Annotated in this window: 13 protein-coding genes and 1 other annotated feature; of the genes, 5 read left to right on the top strand and 8 right to left on the bottom strand. The window is 46.7% G+C overall.

Annotated features, from left to right (window positions below; all coding sequences use genetic code 11):
- Positions 1-101 precede the first annotated feature (101 nt).
- From AC5LIL_RS05220 to tpx, 3 genes are all read right to left on the bottom strand, one after another.
- Positions 102-1,313, bottom strand: a complete 1,212-nt coding sequence (locus AC5LIL_RS05220; protein WP_214693261.1) for an acetate kinase — start codon at positions 1,311-1,313, stop codon at positions 102-104.
- A 119-nt stretch (positions 1,314-1,432) separates the two neighbouring features.
- On the bottom strand, positions 1,433-2,326 hold the full coding sequence (locus AC5LIL_RS05215) for a class I SAM-dependent methyltransferase (RefSeq protein ID WP_499825149.1): 894 nt from the start codon (positions 2,324-2,326) through the stop codon (positions 1,433-1,435).
- A 96-nt stretch (positions 2,327-2,422) separates the two neighbouring features.
- The gene (tpx, locus tag AC5LIL_RS05210) at positions 2,423-2,911 is read right to left on the bottom strand and encodes a thiol peroxidase (RefSeq protein WP_499825148.1); all 489 of its coding nucleotides are present in this window, start codon (positions 2,909-2,911) and stop codon (positions 2,423-2,425) included.
- A 149-nt stretch (positions 2,912-3,060) separates the two neighbouring features.
- On the opposite strand from tpx, the gene AC5LIL_RS05205 reads away from it, so the two are divergent.
- Positions 3,061-3,879, top strand: coding sequence for an NAD kinase (locus AC5LIL_RS05205; protein WP_499825350.1), 819 nt, complete (start codon positions 3,061-3,063; stop codon positions 3,877-3,879).
- A gap of 53 nt (positions 3,880-3,932) precedes the next feature.
- Here the strand turns inward: AC5LIL_RS05205 and AC5LIL_RS05200 are convergent, their stop codons facing one another.
- The gene (locus AC5LIL_RS05200; protein WP_499825147.1) at positions 3,933-5,504 is read right to left on the bottom strand and encodes an amidohydrolase; all 1,572 of its coding nucleotides are present in this window, start codon (positions 5,502-5,504) and stop codon (positions 3,933-3,935) included.
- 74 nt (positions 5,505-5,578) lie between these two features.
- Positions 5,579-7,309 (bottom strand): septation ring formation regulator EzrA, encoded by a 1,731-nt coding sequence (ezrA, locus tag AC5LIL_RS05195; protein ID WP_499825145.1) that lies wholly within the window; start codon positions 7,307-7,309, stop codon positions 5,579-5,581.
- Between the two features lie 234 nt (positions 7,310-7,543).
- On the opposite strand from ezrA, the gene AC5LIL_RS05190 reads away from it, so the two are divergent.
- Together AC5LIL_RS05190 and rpsD are read left to right on the top strand one after the other, a co-directional pair.
- Positions 7,544-8,026, top strand: coding sequence for a free L-methionine (R)-S-oxide reductase MsrC (locus AC5LIL_RS05190; RefSeq protein ID WP_214693271.1), 483 nt, complete (start codon positions 7,544-7,546; stop codon positions 8,024-8,026).
- A 222-nt stretch (positions 8,027-8,248) separates the two neighbouring features.
- On the top strand, positions 8,249-8,848 hold the full coding sequence (gene rpsD, locus AC5LIL_RS05185) for a 30S ribosomal protein S4 (RefSeq protein ID WP_074033444.1): 600 nt from the start codon (positions 8,249-8,251) through the stop codon (positions 8,846-8,848).
- Between the two features lie 35 nt (positions 8,849-8,883).
- Here the strand turns inward: rpsD and AC5LIL_RS05180 are convergent, their stop codons facing one another.
- Together AC5LIL_RS05180 and tyrS are read right to left on the bottom strand one after the other, a co-directional pair.
- Positions 8,884-9,510, bottom strand: coding sequence for a GTP pyrophosphokinase (locus AC5LIL_RS05180; protein ID WP_214693273.1), 627 nt, complete (start codon positions 9,508-9,510; stop codon positions 8,884-8,886).
- 96 nt (positions 9,511-9,606) lie between these two features.
- Complete coding sequence (gene tyrS / locus AC5LIL_RS05175) at positions 9,607-10,854, bottom strand: tyrosine--tRNA ligase (RefSeq protein WP_499825143.1); 1,248 nt, start codon at positions 10,852-10,854, stop codon at positions 9,607-9,609.
- A 48-nt stretch (positions 10,855-10,902) separates the two neighbouring features.
- Positions 10,903-11,100 (bottom strand) — a binding site (T-box leader).
- Positions 11,101-11,268: 168 nt separating this feature from the next.
- Here tyrS and AC5LIL_RS05170 point away from each other — a divergent pair.
- Positions 11,269-13,767, top strand: a complete 2,499-nt coding sequence (locus AC5LIL_RS05170) for a transglycosylase domain-containing protein (RefSeq protein WP_499825142.1) — start codon at positions 11,269-11,271, stop codon at positions 13,765-13,767.
- A gap of 41 nt (positions 13,768-13,808) precedes the next feature.
- Here the strand turns inward: AC5LIL_RS05170 and acsA are convergent, their stop codons facing one another.
- A complete protein-coding gene (gene acsA, locus AC5LIL_RS05165) occupies positions 13,809-15,515 on the bottom strand; it encodes an acetate--CoA ligase (RefSeq protein ID WP_499825141.1) in 1,707 nt (568 codons plus the stop codon).
- Between the two features lie 155 nt (positions 15,516-15,670).
- Between acsA and AC5LIL_RS05160 the strand changes: the two genes are divergently transcribed.
- A complete protein-coding gene (locus AC5LIL_RS05160) occupies positions 15,671-16,300 on the top strand; it encodes a GNAT family N-acetyltransferase (protein WP_214693289.1) in 630 nt (209 codons plus the stop codon).
- Positions 16,301-16,308: the final 8 nt, after the last annotated feature.

Genomic DNA, 16,308 nt, shown 5'->3' with positions numbered 1-16,308 from the left:
TACAAAGTGAAGAATCATTTGTCCTATCACTCCTCCAGTATGTTAGGAAAAAAGCCTCAAAAAAACCCACGTTACGCGAGGTAACGTGGGTTTGAGTGATCTTATGCGTGCTCTTCAACGAGGTTTGCAATGCGAACCGTATCGCGCGCGATGACCAATTCTTCGTTCGTCGGGATGATGATGACCTTAACTGGTGAGTGTGGGTAGTTGATGAACAACTCTTTGCCTCGTGCACCATTGTTAAGTGAAGGATCCCAGTAGACGCCCATGAATTCGAGACCACGGAGGATACGCTCACGGATGACATCCGAGTTTTCACCGACACCCGCCGTGAAGATGATGGCGTCGACACCATTCATTTCAGCGGCATATTGACCGATGTAACCGTGAATACGGTTTGAGAAGATTTTGAGAGATACTTCTGCACGGTGGTTTCCTTCTGCAGCCGCTTGCTCGATGTCACGTAAGTCACTTGAAATACCAGAGAGACCGTAAACACCTGACTCTTTGTTCATGACGTTCAAGACGTCTTCAGCAGACTTCCCTGTTTTTTGCATCAAGAATGGGATGAGGGCCGGGTCAAGCGAACCTGAGCGAGTTCCCATCGTGATTCCTTCAAGCGGTGTGAAGCCCATTGTTGTATCGATTGAACGACCACCTGCAACGGCTGCGATTGACGCACCGCTACCGAGGTGACATGAGATTAAACGCAAGTCTTCGAGCGGACGACCGAGAAGTTCTGCTGCACGTTGTGTCACATACTTGTGGCTCGTCCCGTGGAAACCATATTTACGTACACCGTGCTCTGTATAGTATTCGTACGGGAGACTGTACAAGAAGTTCTCTTCTGGCATCGATTGGTGGAATGCCGTGTCGAATACCGCAACTTGTGGAACGTTTGGCAAGATTGCTTGGAAAGCACGAATCCCAGTCAAGTTTGGTGGGATGTGAAGTGGTCCGAGCTCTGTGAAAGACTCGATGTTCTTCATGACTTCGTCATCGATAACAACCGAATCCGCATACAACTCTTTCCCGTGTAACACACGGTGACCTACGCCAGAAATCTCATCGAACGATTGAATGATATCAAGTTCGATCAGTTTCTCTAGCGTCAATTCAACCGCTTCCTTGTGCGTGTGAAGTGGCGTGACCACGTTGAACTTCTGTCCTTCACCGTACTTGATTGTAAAAATTGCATCTTCTTTCCCTACACGCTCAACCAATCCGACTGCGAGCAACTCTTCCGTTGGCATCTCGAGTAACTGGAACTTGAGCGATGAACTACCAGCATTGACTGCCATAATTTTCGTCATGTCATACACCTCTTACCTTTCGTTTTAAACGCGTTTCTTTATCTGTTCAATTTAAAACTGATAACTGTATCATAATGAAGATACTTGATTTTGAATACATTTTTCAAGTATTTTGTCTATTATTTTTGCGTTGTTTTGAACCAATCATCAATCTGTTTCACTACATTGGCAACCGCTCGAACATCTGTGAACGACGGAAGCTCAACGAATAAGGCTTGTTTCGGGCGTGTGACGCCTTCCCCCACTTTTTGCAGGAGCAACAAACTTTTCGCATAACGTTCGTCTTTAAACATTGTCGTCGGAAGTTGGATCACACCTTTGACAACTGCTTCACGGTCCATCCATTGTTTTAATTTCCCTTCATCATCCTGTTCAAACAAATTGTTCGGAATGACGAACAATCCGTGTCCACCCGGTTTCGTATGACGGATCGCCTGTTCCATCATCAAGAAATGAGAATAGGCATGCCCTTCATTACGTTTCATGTCGTATTCGGCCGCGACTTCATCATTTGGGTAGTAACCGATCGGTAGATCCGCAAGTGACAAATCACTCGGTTCGACAAACAACGGGGCGAGCGCGTCTTGATGGAAGTATGAAACCGGCTCTCCTAATAAATTGCTAATCGAATAAGAGAGACGAAGCAACAATTCATCGACTTCGACCGCTTGTGTCGTCGCTTCTTTCAATTGCGAGAGGACCGCATGTGTCAACGTGCCTGTGCCGCTCCCAAGATCGAGAATCGTCGCACCATCTTTGAGGAGCTTCGTTGCCAAGTAGCCCATGAACAAACTGACCGCATCCGGAGTCGGTTGGTTGTTCGGTGGGAGTTGCGTCGTTTCTTCAAGCACAAGTAGACTGATAGCTTTCCGCACGTCATCCATCTTCTCATTTTCGATGTCGACATGGTCAAACACTTGCACGAGTGCCTCAATCGGTAATACATCAAGGTCGTTGACAAGTTTTTTCGCTTCTTTCTTCCAATCACGATACAGTTGTTCAAAACGTTCCATTTTCGTTCATCCTTTCCATACAAAACCGGCCCCCATAAGAGGACCGGTCGGTTCACGTACTAGTGTAAGCTATTTTAATCAATTTCGCCAAACGAATCAATTCGCTTGTTCGAATGCCTGAAGCGCTGCTTCAAAATCAACTTCGTCTGTCATTTCATCCATATATTGAACGTACTGGACGACATCGTTTGAATCGACGACGAACACAGAACGAGCGAGGAGACGCATTTCTTCAATTAATACGCCGTAGGCTTTCGCGAATGATAGATCACGGTGATCAGAGAGCGTGACCACGTTGTCAAGACCTGAAGCCGAGCACCAACGACGTTGTGCGAATGGGAGGTCGTTCGACACAGTCAAGACCGTTCCGCCAAGTGATGATGCTTTCTCATTGAATTCACGCGTTTGTGCGTCACATACGCCTGTATCAATTGAAGGAATGACACTGATTAATTTTTTCCCCGGATAACTTGCTAATGTCACTTCTTCTAAGGCTGTCGTCAACACTTGGAAGTCAGGAGCTTGGTCTCCCACTTTCACTGGATTTCCTTGTAATGTCACGTTGTTCCCTTTAAATGTTGGCATGAACTCATCCCCTTTGTTGTAGTTACCTTCTCATCATATCGATGAAATTAAGCCTTTGACAAACTTCCTGCTTTTGGCTCTGTTTCAGTTTTCCCTATATTGGTTGAAGGAAACACGTTATAATAAGGGGGACATCATTGACAAAGGGGATGACTCAGATGAGAAATAACGTCTATTTGTACCATCGTAACGTCAACGAATTCACGAAAGAAGTGAAAAAGCTAAAAGAAATCGGGGAAAAACACGGGTTTAACATCGTCAATCAACCAGAAGATGCGAATATCATCGCTGCGGTTGGTGGAGACGGCGCCTTTTTACAGGCTGTTCGCTATACAGGTTTTCGTCAGGATGCTATCTATGTCGGATTCGGACGCGGATTGAACGAGTTTTATTGTGACTTTGACATACATAAACTCGATGAAGTCGACCGTCTCTTCTCGGACAACTCGACGCGAATCGAAGAAGGTCTCGAAGTACGCAAATATCCACTTCTCTCCGCATCAATCAACGAATCGACACCGCTTCTTTGTTTAAATGAAGCTTCTATTAAATCGAGTATCATCAAATCACTCGCGATCGAGGTATATATCGACGACTTGCACTTTGAGACATTCCGTGGGGACGGAATGGTCGTGTCGACTCCGAGCGGTTCGACCGCTTATAACAAATCGTTGAGTGGCGCGGTCGTCGACCCACTCATCCCATGTATGCAAGTCAGTGAGATCGCTTCGGTCAACAACAACCGTTACCGCACACTCGGCTCTTCGTTTATCGTACACGAATCGCGCAAGCTATCACTTCGCATCGTCGAAGATGGAAACGATTACCCGATCATCGGTATGGATAATGAAGCACTTAGTTTGAAGTACACGGACCGGATCGACATCGAACTTTCTGACAAAGTCATCAAGACCGTCAAACTTCGCACGAACTCGTTCTGGCATAAAGTACAACGTTCATTCTTCTAATCAAAAAGAGGAGCCAATCGACCCTATTTAGGATCAATTGGCTCCTCTTTTATTTACGATGTGACGACTTCCGCCTCATATACCGGTTTTCCTTCGACGATCGTCATGGCTAAACGATTGTGAAGAATGTCCTCCCCTTGTAATTGGAAGAAGTCCTCGTCCCACACGGTGAAGTTCGCGTTGTAACTTTGGATCAACAACCCGTTTCTTCCGTGTGTACCCGTGGCGACATGAGGTGAATACGTAAAGCTGCGAAGCGCCTCGTACATCGATAGACGTTCACTTGGATTTAACGTGCTCGAACCCTTAAACGACTGTCTCGCCACCGCTCCGAACAACCCTTTCCGAACATCAACGGATGAGATTGGGGCATCACTTCCCCCGAGCAACAACGCCCCCGTATCAAGAAGTGACTTGAAGCGATACACATCATAAACGCGTTCATTCCCTAACCGTTCAAACAACATATCTAAGTCGTCAGAAAGAAAGACCGGTTGCGCATCGATTAGAACAGGCAGGGATTTGATACGCTTGATCAAGGAATCGTTCAATAAGGAAGCATGGATAATCCGGTCTCGCGTCCCTTTTTTAGCTGGATATTTCTCAAGCAGACTGACAAACTGTTCGACGGCCGCATCCCCAATCACGTGAGCCGCCACGTTCATCCCGTACGTACGCGCCTTTTTCACAAGCGCTTCTAGATGATCCGGTCGATGTACTTCGATCCCTCGCTGAGCCAGGTCATCAGCATACGGTGCTGAGAGCAGTGCTGTCCGCCCCCCGAACGAGCCGTCTACGAACAGTTTCATCGCCCCAAAGTCAAACCGTTTTCGTTTTGTCATCGCATCATGTTGAATGACACGGTCCACCACTTGTTCATGAACGAGAAGATGCGCTTGGAACGGTAATTCATCTAGCACGTCCTCATACGCTTGAATCGTCTCTAACGGGTCACCATGATAAAACAAGTCCTCGGTGTGGGCACCAACGATCCCGTGTGCGAACAACGAATCGATGGCACGTCGGAGTGAGGCAGCATTTTTCTTCCGATTCCCACTCAATTCTTTATATAAGAGGTCGAGCGCGGCATCATACAGGACACCGTTCAATTTCCCTTCCTCGTCCCGGCCGAGCTTCCCGCCTTCGATGACCGTGTGATGAATCAAGCCGAGGCGCTCGAGTCCTTTCGAGTTCACGACCGCCACATGACGGCAGACACGCTTCAAGACGACGGGACGATCCGAAATGACGTCATCAATCATGTCTCGCGTCGGCATTTCACCGAGTAATCGATCATCAAATCCTTCTGCGACCACCCATTCATCATCTGGACCTTGTTGTTTCATCGTCTCAAGTAATTCTCGAAGGTTGGTCGCCTCGCTTGCATCGACACGGTCTAGCGCTTCTCCGTAACCGACAAGGTGAATGTGCGAGTCTGTGAAGGCAGGATAGACACTCTTTCCTTCTAAGTTCATAATCTCTTCAATCCGACCGGCGTATGTACGACGGAGATAACCCTCTTCGCCCATTTTTAAGATACGTCCATGCTCCACGAACATGGCCCGCATCACTTCACCTGGTTTATTTAACGTATTGATGTTTCCATTTACCCACAACGTACCCATCTGACGATTCCTCCTTGATTGAAAAAAGATTGACGTCTACGTTTTTCCCGTTTCCGTCAATCTTCATGCATCGTTTATTTTTTTAGCAGTTCTTGCTGTTCTAACCCTTGATCGACGCGTCGACGAATCTCATGCGCACCATCTTCTTCGAAGCGGCCGAGCACACGCTCACCGATTTCAACGGCAGTACCATACTCTCCGTGCAAAAACTTGTTTTCTGCGAGTGTCAAAGCGATGTGCACTTCGTTGTCACGACGACGGAATCGGTTGGCGTATTGTAACAACTGTTCAGCATACGTCACTTGACGAATCAGCGCATGGACACGGTCGCGGAAGTGATCCATCATTTCTTCTACATCATGACTGAGTCCAACGATATAGGTCATATTAAATGGCGCTCTATCGAACTGTTCATCTAGAGACTGGACGCCTTTTTGAAGTTGACGTAAGTCGTTGGATAAATCGTTCGGGACGACAGGCATCGCGCTTTTCGCCAAAAGGCGGCGGTGCGCAGACAATTCTTTCTTCCACGTTTCGAGCTTATGTCGTACTTCGAGTTCTTCTTTACGTAACGAATTCGTGTCCTCGATGAATCGCTCATGCATGGCATTGAATTGATCGAGTGAACGTTTCGCTTCCTGGACTTTCGATTTGATCATGCTATACGGCAACATTTGGGCGACGAGCGCTTGCTCGATATCGAGTACGTTCGCCGTGAGCGTCGTCCGTTCGCGTTCTAACTGTTCAAACTCCTCGCCGACGCGAGCATTGATCTCATAGTTACTGACGAGTCGAGACATTTCTGTTTGCAGGTTGGTCATAATTTCGGAAGATAGACGTTCGCGCTCCTGAATCGTCGCAAATTCTTTCTTCACATATTGACGTGCATCGACTTCCGTTCGGAACGCTTCAAACAGCTGGTCGATATCGGAACTCAACTGTTGCATGTCCTCTTCGAAATGATCGAATTCCAATCGTTCGATGCGAGCCATCAGTTCCTCACGACGTTCTTCCGCTTGATCGATTTCTTCCATTAATCCGAGCGGTTCGAGCGCATATCCGTCCATTTGCATTTCTTTATGTCCAGCCCGTAACTGTTGAAGTTGTTGTTTCAACTCCACTTGGACCGTACGTACGAATTGCGGAATGATCCGAATCAATTCACGGATATGACCGACTTGGTCCGATAAGGCTTGTCCAGTCTCGAACGCCTCAGAGACTTGACCGACTTGTTTCAAATTGATCATTTCACTGCGCTTCGCCTCAGCGGCAGCAATCTCTTGCTCGACAAGCGTATACGTCGGTCCAAACGCATGATTTTGCGAATTCAATGTTTTGCGGAACTGATACAATTCTTTCTCGTCTTGCTTCACGATGTCCATGAGCGAAGTGTGGTGTGTCGTGAACTCATCCATCTCATCGAGCATGGCGTGTACCATCGTCTCGAGTTCTTCGATGAGTTGTTCTGTCGCATTCAAGTCCGCCTTTACTTTCATGAAGCGATATTTGTCCAAGTCTTCCTCGGCTCGGTATAACGCTTCATCGATTTGACCTGCATGCACACTGACCAACTCATCCCAGGATTGATGCCAGCGATCGAACTTTTCTTTCGTTTCTCCTTCCATTGGCCATTGCTTGAACTTCTGAAGTTCAACCGGGATGCTTGCGCTGAGCACACTTTGTTTCCTCATATCCAAGTCATCGATTTTTTGGTAAAAATTCCTTCGAATGAGCATACTCCCCAACATGCCGCCTAATACGACGACGATGATTCCAATGATTAACCCATAAATTCCGTAATCCATCTTTGTCACAACCTCCAAGCCGCTTTCGTGGACTTATGTACCTTATATAAAAAAGAAGTATTTTATAAGAATAGATATACCTAATCATATTATAGAACCAATGATTTGCATAGGTTTTCCAATGGTTTCAGTGGAGATTGTTCATTTTTTCTGAACTTTCACGCAAGACAAATCCGAAATTTGCGTGTACCATAATGCTAAATTCTAAAAAAAAGAAGATGGAGGGGATTCAATATGTTCCAAACAACATCCTATTCAGGTGATTTAGCTGCCGGTTACGATCTATTAAATAAACAGCTTGCCGCTCTATTAGAAGGCGAAACAAATGCGGTCGCCAACCTTGCCAACGCAAGTGCTTTACTGAACCAATTTTTAGATCGAATCAACTGGGTCGGTTTTTATGTGACAGACTCTGAGGATAGCCTCATTCTCGGTCCTTTCCAAGGTCTTCCAGCTTGCGTGCATATCGCATTCGGAAAAGGCGTTTGTGGAACAGCAGCGTCTACTCAAGAAACGCAACTCGTCGCCGACGTTCATCAATTCCCAGGACATATTGCGTGTGACGCGGCTTCAAACTCTGAAATCGTTGTACCACTCGTACGGGATGGGAAGACAATCGGTGTCCTCGATATCGACAGTCCAGAATTCGATCGTTTCTCCGAAGTCGATCGTGTTGGACTCGAACGTTTTTGTGAGACGCTACTTCGCTTTATTTGATTGACAAGCATTTACTTTCATCGTATACTCATCTTTGTGCATGAAATGACGATAGCAGTCATAGACAAACGTATCCACCTTTCGGGCCTCGACTTAGTCGGAGGGGCATCTCGTAGCTTCGCTATCAAGTGAAGGTGCTTGCACCTTGAAAGGGGCGTTACTCGTCTTTGACACCGTTGTTCTTTTGTGCAAAATACATGAACAACAAGGAGGAGTCCAATCATGGCTCGTTACACAGGTCCAGCTTGGAAACTCTCGCGTCGCTTAGGCATCTCGCTTAGCGAAACGGGTAAAGAATTAGTAAAACGTCCTTACGCACCAGGTCAACACGGAAATGGTCGTAAGAAAATCTCAGAATACGGTCTTCAGCTTCAAGCGAAGCAAGCACTTCGTCACATGTACGGAGTGAACGAGAAGCAATTCCGCCGCATCTTCAACGATGCTGGTAAAATGCCAGGCATCCACGGTGAGAACTTCATGTTCTTGCTCGAATCACGCCTTGACAACCTCGTTTACCGTTTCGGCCTCGCTCGCACACGTCGTGGAGCACGCCAACTCGTCAACCACGGTCACATCACAGTTGACGGATCACGCGTAGACATCGCGTCTTACCGCGTAAAACCAGGTCAAGTTATCGCAGTTCGCGAAAAGTCGAAAAACGTGAAAGCAATCGCTGAAGCTCTTGAAGTAGCACCAGCTACAAAAGACTTCGTATCGTTTGACGCTGAGAAACTCGAAGGTACATTCGTACGTCTCCCAGAACGCGCTGAACTCAACGACCAAATCAAAGAGCAACTTATCGTCGAGTACTACTCACGTTAATGCTTTTAATCCCCTTCTTTACGAAGGGGATTTTTTTATTTCTTCAGAATTTCTTGTCGAATGCGTCCCATCTGCGTATCGAGGGCATCGGCCATCCGTGACGCCTCAATGAGTTCTTCTTTCGACGACTCCGGTACCTCGTGCTGATATTTATATTGAAGTTTATGTTCCGTCGCCGCCCAAAAATCCATGGCAAGCGTACGAATTTGAATTTCAGCCGGTACCCAGATGATCCGCTCGGCCAAATAGACTTTTGTCTTCACGATCAGATGTAAACTCCGATACCCGCTCGGCTTCGGGTGTTCGATGTAATCTTTGATTTCGATGATGTCCAAATCATCCCGTGCCTCTAAATGACGCAAGATCTCATAAATGTCATCACGGAAGCTCGTGACAATCCGAATCCCCGCCACATCATGGACGTGTTCCCAAAGTGCAGACACCTCTAGAGGTAAGTCTTTCCGCTTCATTTTGCGCACGATGGACGGTAACGTCTTCATTCTCGTCTTCACGTGTTCAATCGGTGAATAACCGAGTCGCGTCTGCCAATCCAAGTCAATGATTCCGAGATCGCTCTCGAGCTCCGTGATCGCCATTTCATAATATCGAAAGTGTTCGCGCCATTGATGGAACTGGTCGCCGAAAAATTCTTCAATCTCCATCGTCATCCCTCCTATCTCCTCATTTTATCAAATCCGAATAACATAGAATGTACAAAAAACGTCCATTCCTCAACCAATGAAGAATGGACGTGATGATTATACGTGACGAATCACAAAGTACTTTTTCTTACCGCGACGAATGATTGTAAATTCACCGAGTGTGTCTTCGCGCGTGACGACTTTATCAAGCGCTTGTTCGCGTTCGCCGTTCAAGTAAATCGCTCCGTTCGTCACATCTTCACGTGCCTGACGTTTCGATGGTGAGATCTTCGCCTCGACGAGGAGGTCGACGATGTTGCGCTCGCCGTCAAGCTCGAATTGCGGCATTCCTTTGAAAGCATCTTCCATGTCTTCTGGTTGAAGCGACGTCAAATCTCCGCTAAAGAATGCTGTCGTGATGCGTTCCGCTTGTTCAAGACCTGCTTCACCATGGACGAGCTTCGTCATCTCTTCTGCGAGACGGCGCTGCGCCACACGCTTCTCAGGTGCTTCTGCCACTTCAGTCGCAAGTGCTTCAATCTCTTCATGCGACATGAACGTGAAGTATTTGATGAACTTGATGACATCCGCATCGTCGACGTTGATCCAGAACTGGTAGAACTCGTATGGCGACGTCTTGTCAGCGTCTAACCAGACCGCACCGCCGGCTGTCTTCCCGAACTTCTGTCCGTCCGACTTTGTGACGAGGGGAACCGTAAGGCCGAACGCTTTTTCTGAATGGCCGAAGCGACGAATCAATTCAAGACCTGCCGTGATGTTCCCCCATTGGTCACTTCCACCGACTTGAAGACGACATTTCTCTGTCTCATATAGTTTCAAGAAGTCGTAAGATTGGAGCAACATGTATGAGAACTCTGTGTACGAGATCCCGTTCTCCATGCGTGAATCGACGGAATCTTTCGCAAGCATGTAACTGATTGGGAAGTGCTTCCCGATGTCGCGAAGGAAATCGATGATTGACATCTCTCCCGTCCATTCGTAGTTGTTGCGAATCGTGATCGGGTTCTCCCCTTCAAGCGGAAGGAATCGGCTCAACTGATCTTTGATGCGGTCCGAGAAGAGTTTGACCGTATCTAACGTGTTCAATGAACGTTCATCCGAACGACCTGACGGGTCTCCAATCATACCTGTCGCCCCACCGACGAGCGCGATGACCTGATGGCCTGCTTGTTGGAAACGTTTTAGCGTCAAAATCGGGAGCAAGTGCCCGATATGAAGCGAGTCAGCTGTCGGGTCAAATCCCGTGTACAACGTCGTCGGTTGCTTAAGTTGTTCTTTCAATCCTTCTTCATCTGTCATTTGGTTGACAAGTCCTCGAAACTCTAAGTCTTTTAATAGTTCCATCTGTTCCACTCCTTCGATTAACATAAAAAAAACGTCCCTTCTCATATGAGAAGGGACGGAGATTCCGCGGTACCACCCTACTTGTCGCAATTTGCGACCGCTTGAGCGAGAGATAACGGTCTCGAACCGGCCTAAAGGCACGCTCTGAAAGTGTAATTCATCGTTTGGCATTGGCTAGTTCACAGCAACCACTAGCTTTCTGGACAAGAGGCCCACCGACTACTTCGCTTTCTTCATCGCGTCATGATATTGTTGACTATGCTATTCATTTTATAAGCATCGTTTTCAACTTGTCAACTCCCATAATGAAACTTGCACGAGACTTCGGTTTCAAGGTAAGGTGTAGGTTGAATTGTGCTATAATCGAATATATTACTGTCTAAAATAGTTTTACACCATATTAAGGAGGCTGTCATGCTGCAGAAGATTCGAGACTTATGGAATAATCCGACGTCCATGAAAACACGTCGCTATGCCAATGTGATCTATGATGTGTCGTGGAACGTCTTACTCCTCACCATCATTTCTGTTGTACTAATCGGATTTTTAGGTGCCGGAATCGGTGTCGGATATTTCGCATCCCTTGTCAAAGATATGCCGACCCCTGCCTATAAAACGATGACGTCACAAATCAATACGTATACGTCGACGTCAAATATTTATTTCGGGAGCGGTGAACGCATCGGGAACTATACGACCGATGAAGTCCGAGTTCCAATCCCTGTAGAAAAAGTATCACCATTCGTTATTGATGCGCTTCTCGCGACAGAGGACGTTGAATTCTATGAACACGACGGAGTCGTGCCGAAAGCGACGCTACGTGCCATCTTACAAGAAGCGACAGGGTCAGAGGATCGCACAGGTGGTTCGACCTTGACGCAACAGTTGATTAAAAACCAAATGTTGACGAATGAAGTATCGTTCGAACGGAAAGCAAAAGAAATCCTACTTGCCCTTCGTCTTGAAAAAGCGATGGATAAGGATGAGATTTTAAATGCCTACCTAAACGTCGTCTCATTCGGTCGTAACTCGATGGGACGTAACATTTCAGGTATCGAAGCCGCTGCAAACGGCGTCTTCAATACATCTGCCGAGAAATTAACGCTTCCACAAGCAGCATTTTTAGCAGGTATTCCGAAAAACCCATTCTTCTATACACCTTACTATCAAGGTGGGGTCATTAAAGAAGATGTGTCAGGTGCGGTCAACCGAATGAAGACCGTCTTGAACCGGATGTATGTCGCTGGGAAGATTACACAAGAAGAGTATGACGCAGCGTATAACTATGATATTACTCAAGACTTCATGAAGACACAGTCGAAGCCACGGGATAAGTATCCGTACGTTATTGATTTAGCTGAGCAAGAAGCCCGAGCGATTGTCACAGACTATTTACTCGCTCAAGACGGCATTAACGTAAATGACCTTGAACCAAAAGAACGAGATGAAATTCGCTCAAGTTACGCGAAACGTGCACACAATGCATTACGTCAAGGTGGATATAATATTCATTTGACCCTTGACCGCGATATCCATGAATCCATGCAGAAACCTGCAAAAAATGCAGATAATTTTGGACCCACAAAAAATTTAGATGGTAAAAATTATCCAGAACAGACTGCGAGTGTCATGTTAGAGAACAAAACTGGAAGAGTTCTCGGCTTTGTAGGTGGGCGATACATTAACGGCAAGACCGAAGAATACAATCATGCAGTTAGAATGACTCGTCAGATTGGATCAACGGCAAAACCAATACTCGTATATGCTAGTGCAATCGAAGCTGGCATGATTACACCCGCTACACAAATTATTGATGAAGAATACTTTTATAAGTTTGATTATAGTAATCGCAAATCTCCAGTAATTAATGAAGGGAAAACATATCGTGGTCCAGTCACCGTGCGCGATGCGCTTAAACTTTCTTTAAACGTTCCTGCCGTTAAAATTTACGAAGAACGTAATCAAATGATGGCTGATACTCAACATCTTGTTGATATGGGAATTGAAGTATCCGATGTTAACCGCAAAGCGTCTTCAATGGCATTAGGTGTGGGTGAAGTAAGCCCAGTTAACTTAGCATCTTCTTATGCAATGCTTGCCAATTACGGAGAACATGTTGAACCTTATTTCATTGATAAAATTGAATTTAATGGAGAAACAATCTTCAAGGCCGAAGCTAAGAAAACACAAATTTACGAAGATCGAACATCATACCTCGTAGTCGATATGCTTCGCGATGTTTTCACATCAGGAACTGCCACATATGCAAGATCGCTTATGAATGTTCCTGGAGATTGGATGGGGAAAACCGGTACAACACAATTGAAACGTGACTCATATCTAGTAGCCTCGACACCAGAAGTCACTCTTGCTGTATGGTCAGGCTATGATAGCCAGGAACTTGGTATGACTGATGCGTATCCTTATGGACCGTATTATCAACGCACTCAACGCATTTGGGCACAAACTGTAAATGAAGTTTATGCGAACAATCCAGAACTATTCAATACAGGTTCTCGCTTCAATCAACCTTCTAGCGTAACTGCAAAAGACTTCAAAGACTCTGGTTCATTCTCTGAGAAGAAGAAAGTAGAAGAGAAAGAAAAAGAAGAGGAAGAGAAGAAGAAGGAAGAAGAAGAGAAGAAACGAGAGGCGGAGGAAGCGAAGGAAGAGGCTGAAGAGAAGAAACAAGAAGCCGCTGCCGATGCTGCCGCTAAGAAAAAAGCTGAAGAAGAAGCTAGAGCAAAAGCTGAAGCCGAGGCAAAGAAGAAAGCTGAGGAAGAAGCGAAGAAGAAAGCTGAGGAAGAAGCGAAGAAGAAAGCCGAGGAAGAAGCGAAGAAGAAAGCTGAAGAAGAGGCTCAACAAGAAGCCGATCAACCAGCTGAAGAGGACACCGATTCGGACGGTGCATAAACAAACGGTCGACACATCGCGTGTCGACCGTTTTGTATATCTCAATCTTCCATCGTCGAGAGGTCACCTGTCTCCAAATTCAACTCCCAAGCTTTCAAGACGCGACGCATGATCTTACCGCTTCGCGTTTTCGGCAACTTGTCTTTGAATTCAATTTCACGTGGTGCCGCATGCGCAGCTAATCCCTCTTTGACGAATTGCTGGATTTCTTGTTTTAACTCATCTGACGGCTCATAGCCTTTCCGGAGCGCAATGAATGCTTTGATGATTTCACCTCGGATTGGGTCCGGTTTCCCGATGACACCTGCCTCAGCGACAGCCGGGTGCTCTACGAGTCGGCTTTCGACTTCAAACGGACCGACGCGTTCTCCAGCCGTCATGATGACGTCATCCACACGTCCTTGGAACCAGAAGTATCCATCTTCATCCATGTAAGCCGAGTCGCCCGATACGTACCAATCTCCCCAGAAATAGCTCTCATACTTCGCATCGTTCTTCCAAATCTTCCGCATCATCGATGGCCAAGGCGTCTTGAGTGCCAAGTTCCCCATTCGGTGTGGCGGAAGTGGTTGACCCCGGTCATCCAAAATGGCAGCTTCACATCCTGGGATCGGTTTCCCCATTGAACCAGGTTTGATGTCCATCGTCGGATAGTTACAAATCATCATCGCGCCGGTTTCTGTCATCCACCACGTATCGTGGATCCGGAGGTCGAACGCTTCGTGCCCCCAACGAATGACTTCAGGATTCAACGGCTCACCGACTGATAAAATGTGTCTTAGTGACGATAAGTCATACTTTTCAAACGCCTCATCGCCCGCACCCATAAGCATGCGGAACGCCGTCGGTGCACTATACCAGACCGTCACACCGAATCGTTCGATGACCGAATACCAGAACTCAGGGTTGAATCGTCCCCCGACGATGACGTTCGTCGCCCCGTTCAAGAACGGCGCAAAAATCCCGTAGCTCGTCCCGGTTACCCAGCCTGGGTCAGCGGTGCACCAGTAAATATCGTCTGGCTGAAGGTCAACCACCCATTTACCGGTCATCATATGTTGAATCATGGCGTTATGAACGTGAAGGACCCCTTTTGGCTTCCCTGTTGATCCCGATGTATAGTGTAAAATCAGACCATCTTCTCGATCGACCCATGTTAACCCGAGTTCTGTCGTCGCCTCGTTCGCCAATTTCCGATAGTCAAGCACTTTCTCCGACTCTTCGACATCGTCACCGACGAGCAGAATCGTCTCGAGGTGCGGCAATTGGTCGACCGGTACACGTGGCAACAGTTCTTTCGTTGTCACGATCACTTTTGCTTCAGAGTCGAGCAATCGATCGTGTACTGCCTGTTCCATGAACGCCTCAAACAACGGTCCTACGATGGCACCGAGTTTGATGGCACCGAGTAAAATAAAATAAAGTTCTGGTTGACGTGGCATAAAGATAAAGACGCGGTCGCCTTTCTCCACACCAATCGACTTCAGAACATTTCCAGAACGATTACTTTCTTGCTTCATATCCGCATACGTGTAGCGCTCTTCCCGATCCCCATCGAAATAGAGCAATGCCACTTTCGTCGCCAATTCACTTTCCGCATGACGATCGATTGCTTCGTATGCCAAATTGACCTTCCCCGTTAAGTTCCAAGAAAATAAAGCTTCTGCTTGTGTCCATTCAAACGACTGACAAGCCTCTTCATACGACGCTAATTGATGTTCCCCTGTTAACGCTTTCAATTTTTCCATCGCTAAAGATTCGCCTCCCCTGTACAGATTGGTATAACCACTTTCAGTATAGTGTTAAAATTATGACAAATCAATGAATTTCCAATTTCATCAAAACAGGATGATTCCTACTTGATGAAAGCGCTATAATAAGAGGTGGAAAAGGTGGTGACCCAATGGAAAAACAATATCATTCAAAAGTGTGGCAGACCTCACAAGGTGACGTCACGATTGACGGTCCGGTTGCGCCCGACGTGTTGCAGACGTATCGTCTTGATGAAGGATTGACGGCTTTTCGTGAACCAGAAGATCAGCACGAGGCTCTTGTCGATATTGCTGGGTTGAAAGAAGGAAGAATCATTGTCGCCAGACAGGATGATCTCGTGATCGGTTACGTGACATTCCTCTATCCTGACCCATATGAGCGGTGGAGTGAAGGAAACGACCCATACATTCTTGAACTTGGGGCAATCGAGGTGAGTCCCCGCTTCCGTGGTCAACGAATTGGGAAACAATTACTCGAAGTATCGATGATGGACCCACATATGGATGACTTTTTAATTTTGACGACCGAATATTATTGGCACTGGGATTTGAAAGGTAGCGGACTCTCGATTTGGGATTATCGAAAAGTCATGGAGAAGATGATGAATCACGGTGGACTTGTCTTCTTCCCGACAGACGATCCTGAAATCGCCTCTCACCCTGCCAACTGTTTGATGGCTCGCATCGGCAAAAACGTGCGCCAAGAATCCATTGACCATTTTGATTCGCTACGGCTTCGCCGGCGATTCATGTACGACTAAGGAGGGAT

The sequence above is a fragment of the Exiguobacterium sp. RM11 genome (genome assembly GCF_059821525.1).
This window is presented reverse-complemented; position numbering and strand designations above follow the sequence as displayed.

Bases quoted from the DNA above. Each gene is read 5' to 3' on its own strand.
- AC5LIL_RS05220 (WP_214693261.1), bottom strand. From the start codon at position 1,313: ATGACGAAAATTATGGCAGTCAATGCTGGTAGTTCATCGCTCAAGTTC.
- AC5LIL_RS05215 (WP_499825149.1), bottom strand. From the start codon at position 2,326: ATGGAACGTTTTGAACAACTGTATCGTGATTGGAAGAAAGAAGCGAAA.
- tpx (WP_499825148.1), bottom strand. From the start codon at position 2,911: ATGCCAACATTTAAAGGGAACAACGTGACATTACAAGGAAATCCAGTG.
- AC5LIL_RS05205 (WP_499825350.1), top strand. From the start codon at position 3,061: ATGACTCAGATGAGAAATAACGTCTATTTGTACCATCGTAACGTCAAC.
- AC5LIL_RS05200 (WP_499825147.1), bottom strand. From the start codon at position 5,504: ATGGGTACGTTGTGGGTAAATGGAAACATCAATACGTTAAATAAACCA.
- ezrA (WP_499825145.1), bottom strand. From the start codon at position 7,309: ATGGATTACGGAATTTATGGGTTAATCATTGGAATCATCGTCGTCGTA.
- AC5LIL_RS05190 (WP_214693271.1), top strand. From the start codon at position 7,544: ATGTTCCAAACAACATCCTATTCAGGTGATTTAGCTGCCGGTTACGAT.
- rpsD (WP_074033444.1), top strand. From the start codon at position 8,249: ATGGCTCGTTACACAGGTCCAGCTTGGAAACTCTCGCGTCGCTTAGGC.
- AC5LIL_RS05180 (WP_214693273.1), bottom strand. From the start codon at position 9,510: ATGGAGATTGAAGAATTTTTCGGCGACCAGTTCCATCAATGGCGCGAA.
- tyrS (WP_499825143.1), bottom strand. From the start codon at position 10,854: ATGGAACTATTAAAAGACTTAGAGTTTCGAGGACTTGTCAACCAAATG.
- AC5LIL_RS05170 (WP_499825142.1), top strand. From the start codon at position 11,269: ATGCTGCAGAAGATTCGAGACTTATGGAATAATCCGACGTCCATGAAA.
- acsA (WP_499825141.1), bottom strand. From the start codon at position 15,515: ATGGAAAAATTGAAAGCGTTAACAGGGGAACATCAATTAGCGTCGTAT.
- AC5LIL_RS05160 (WP_214693289.1), top strand. From the start codon at position 15,671: ATGGAAAAACAATATCATTCAAAAGTGTGGCAGACCTCACAAGGTGAC.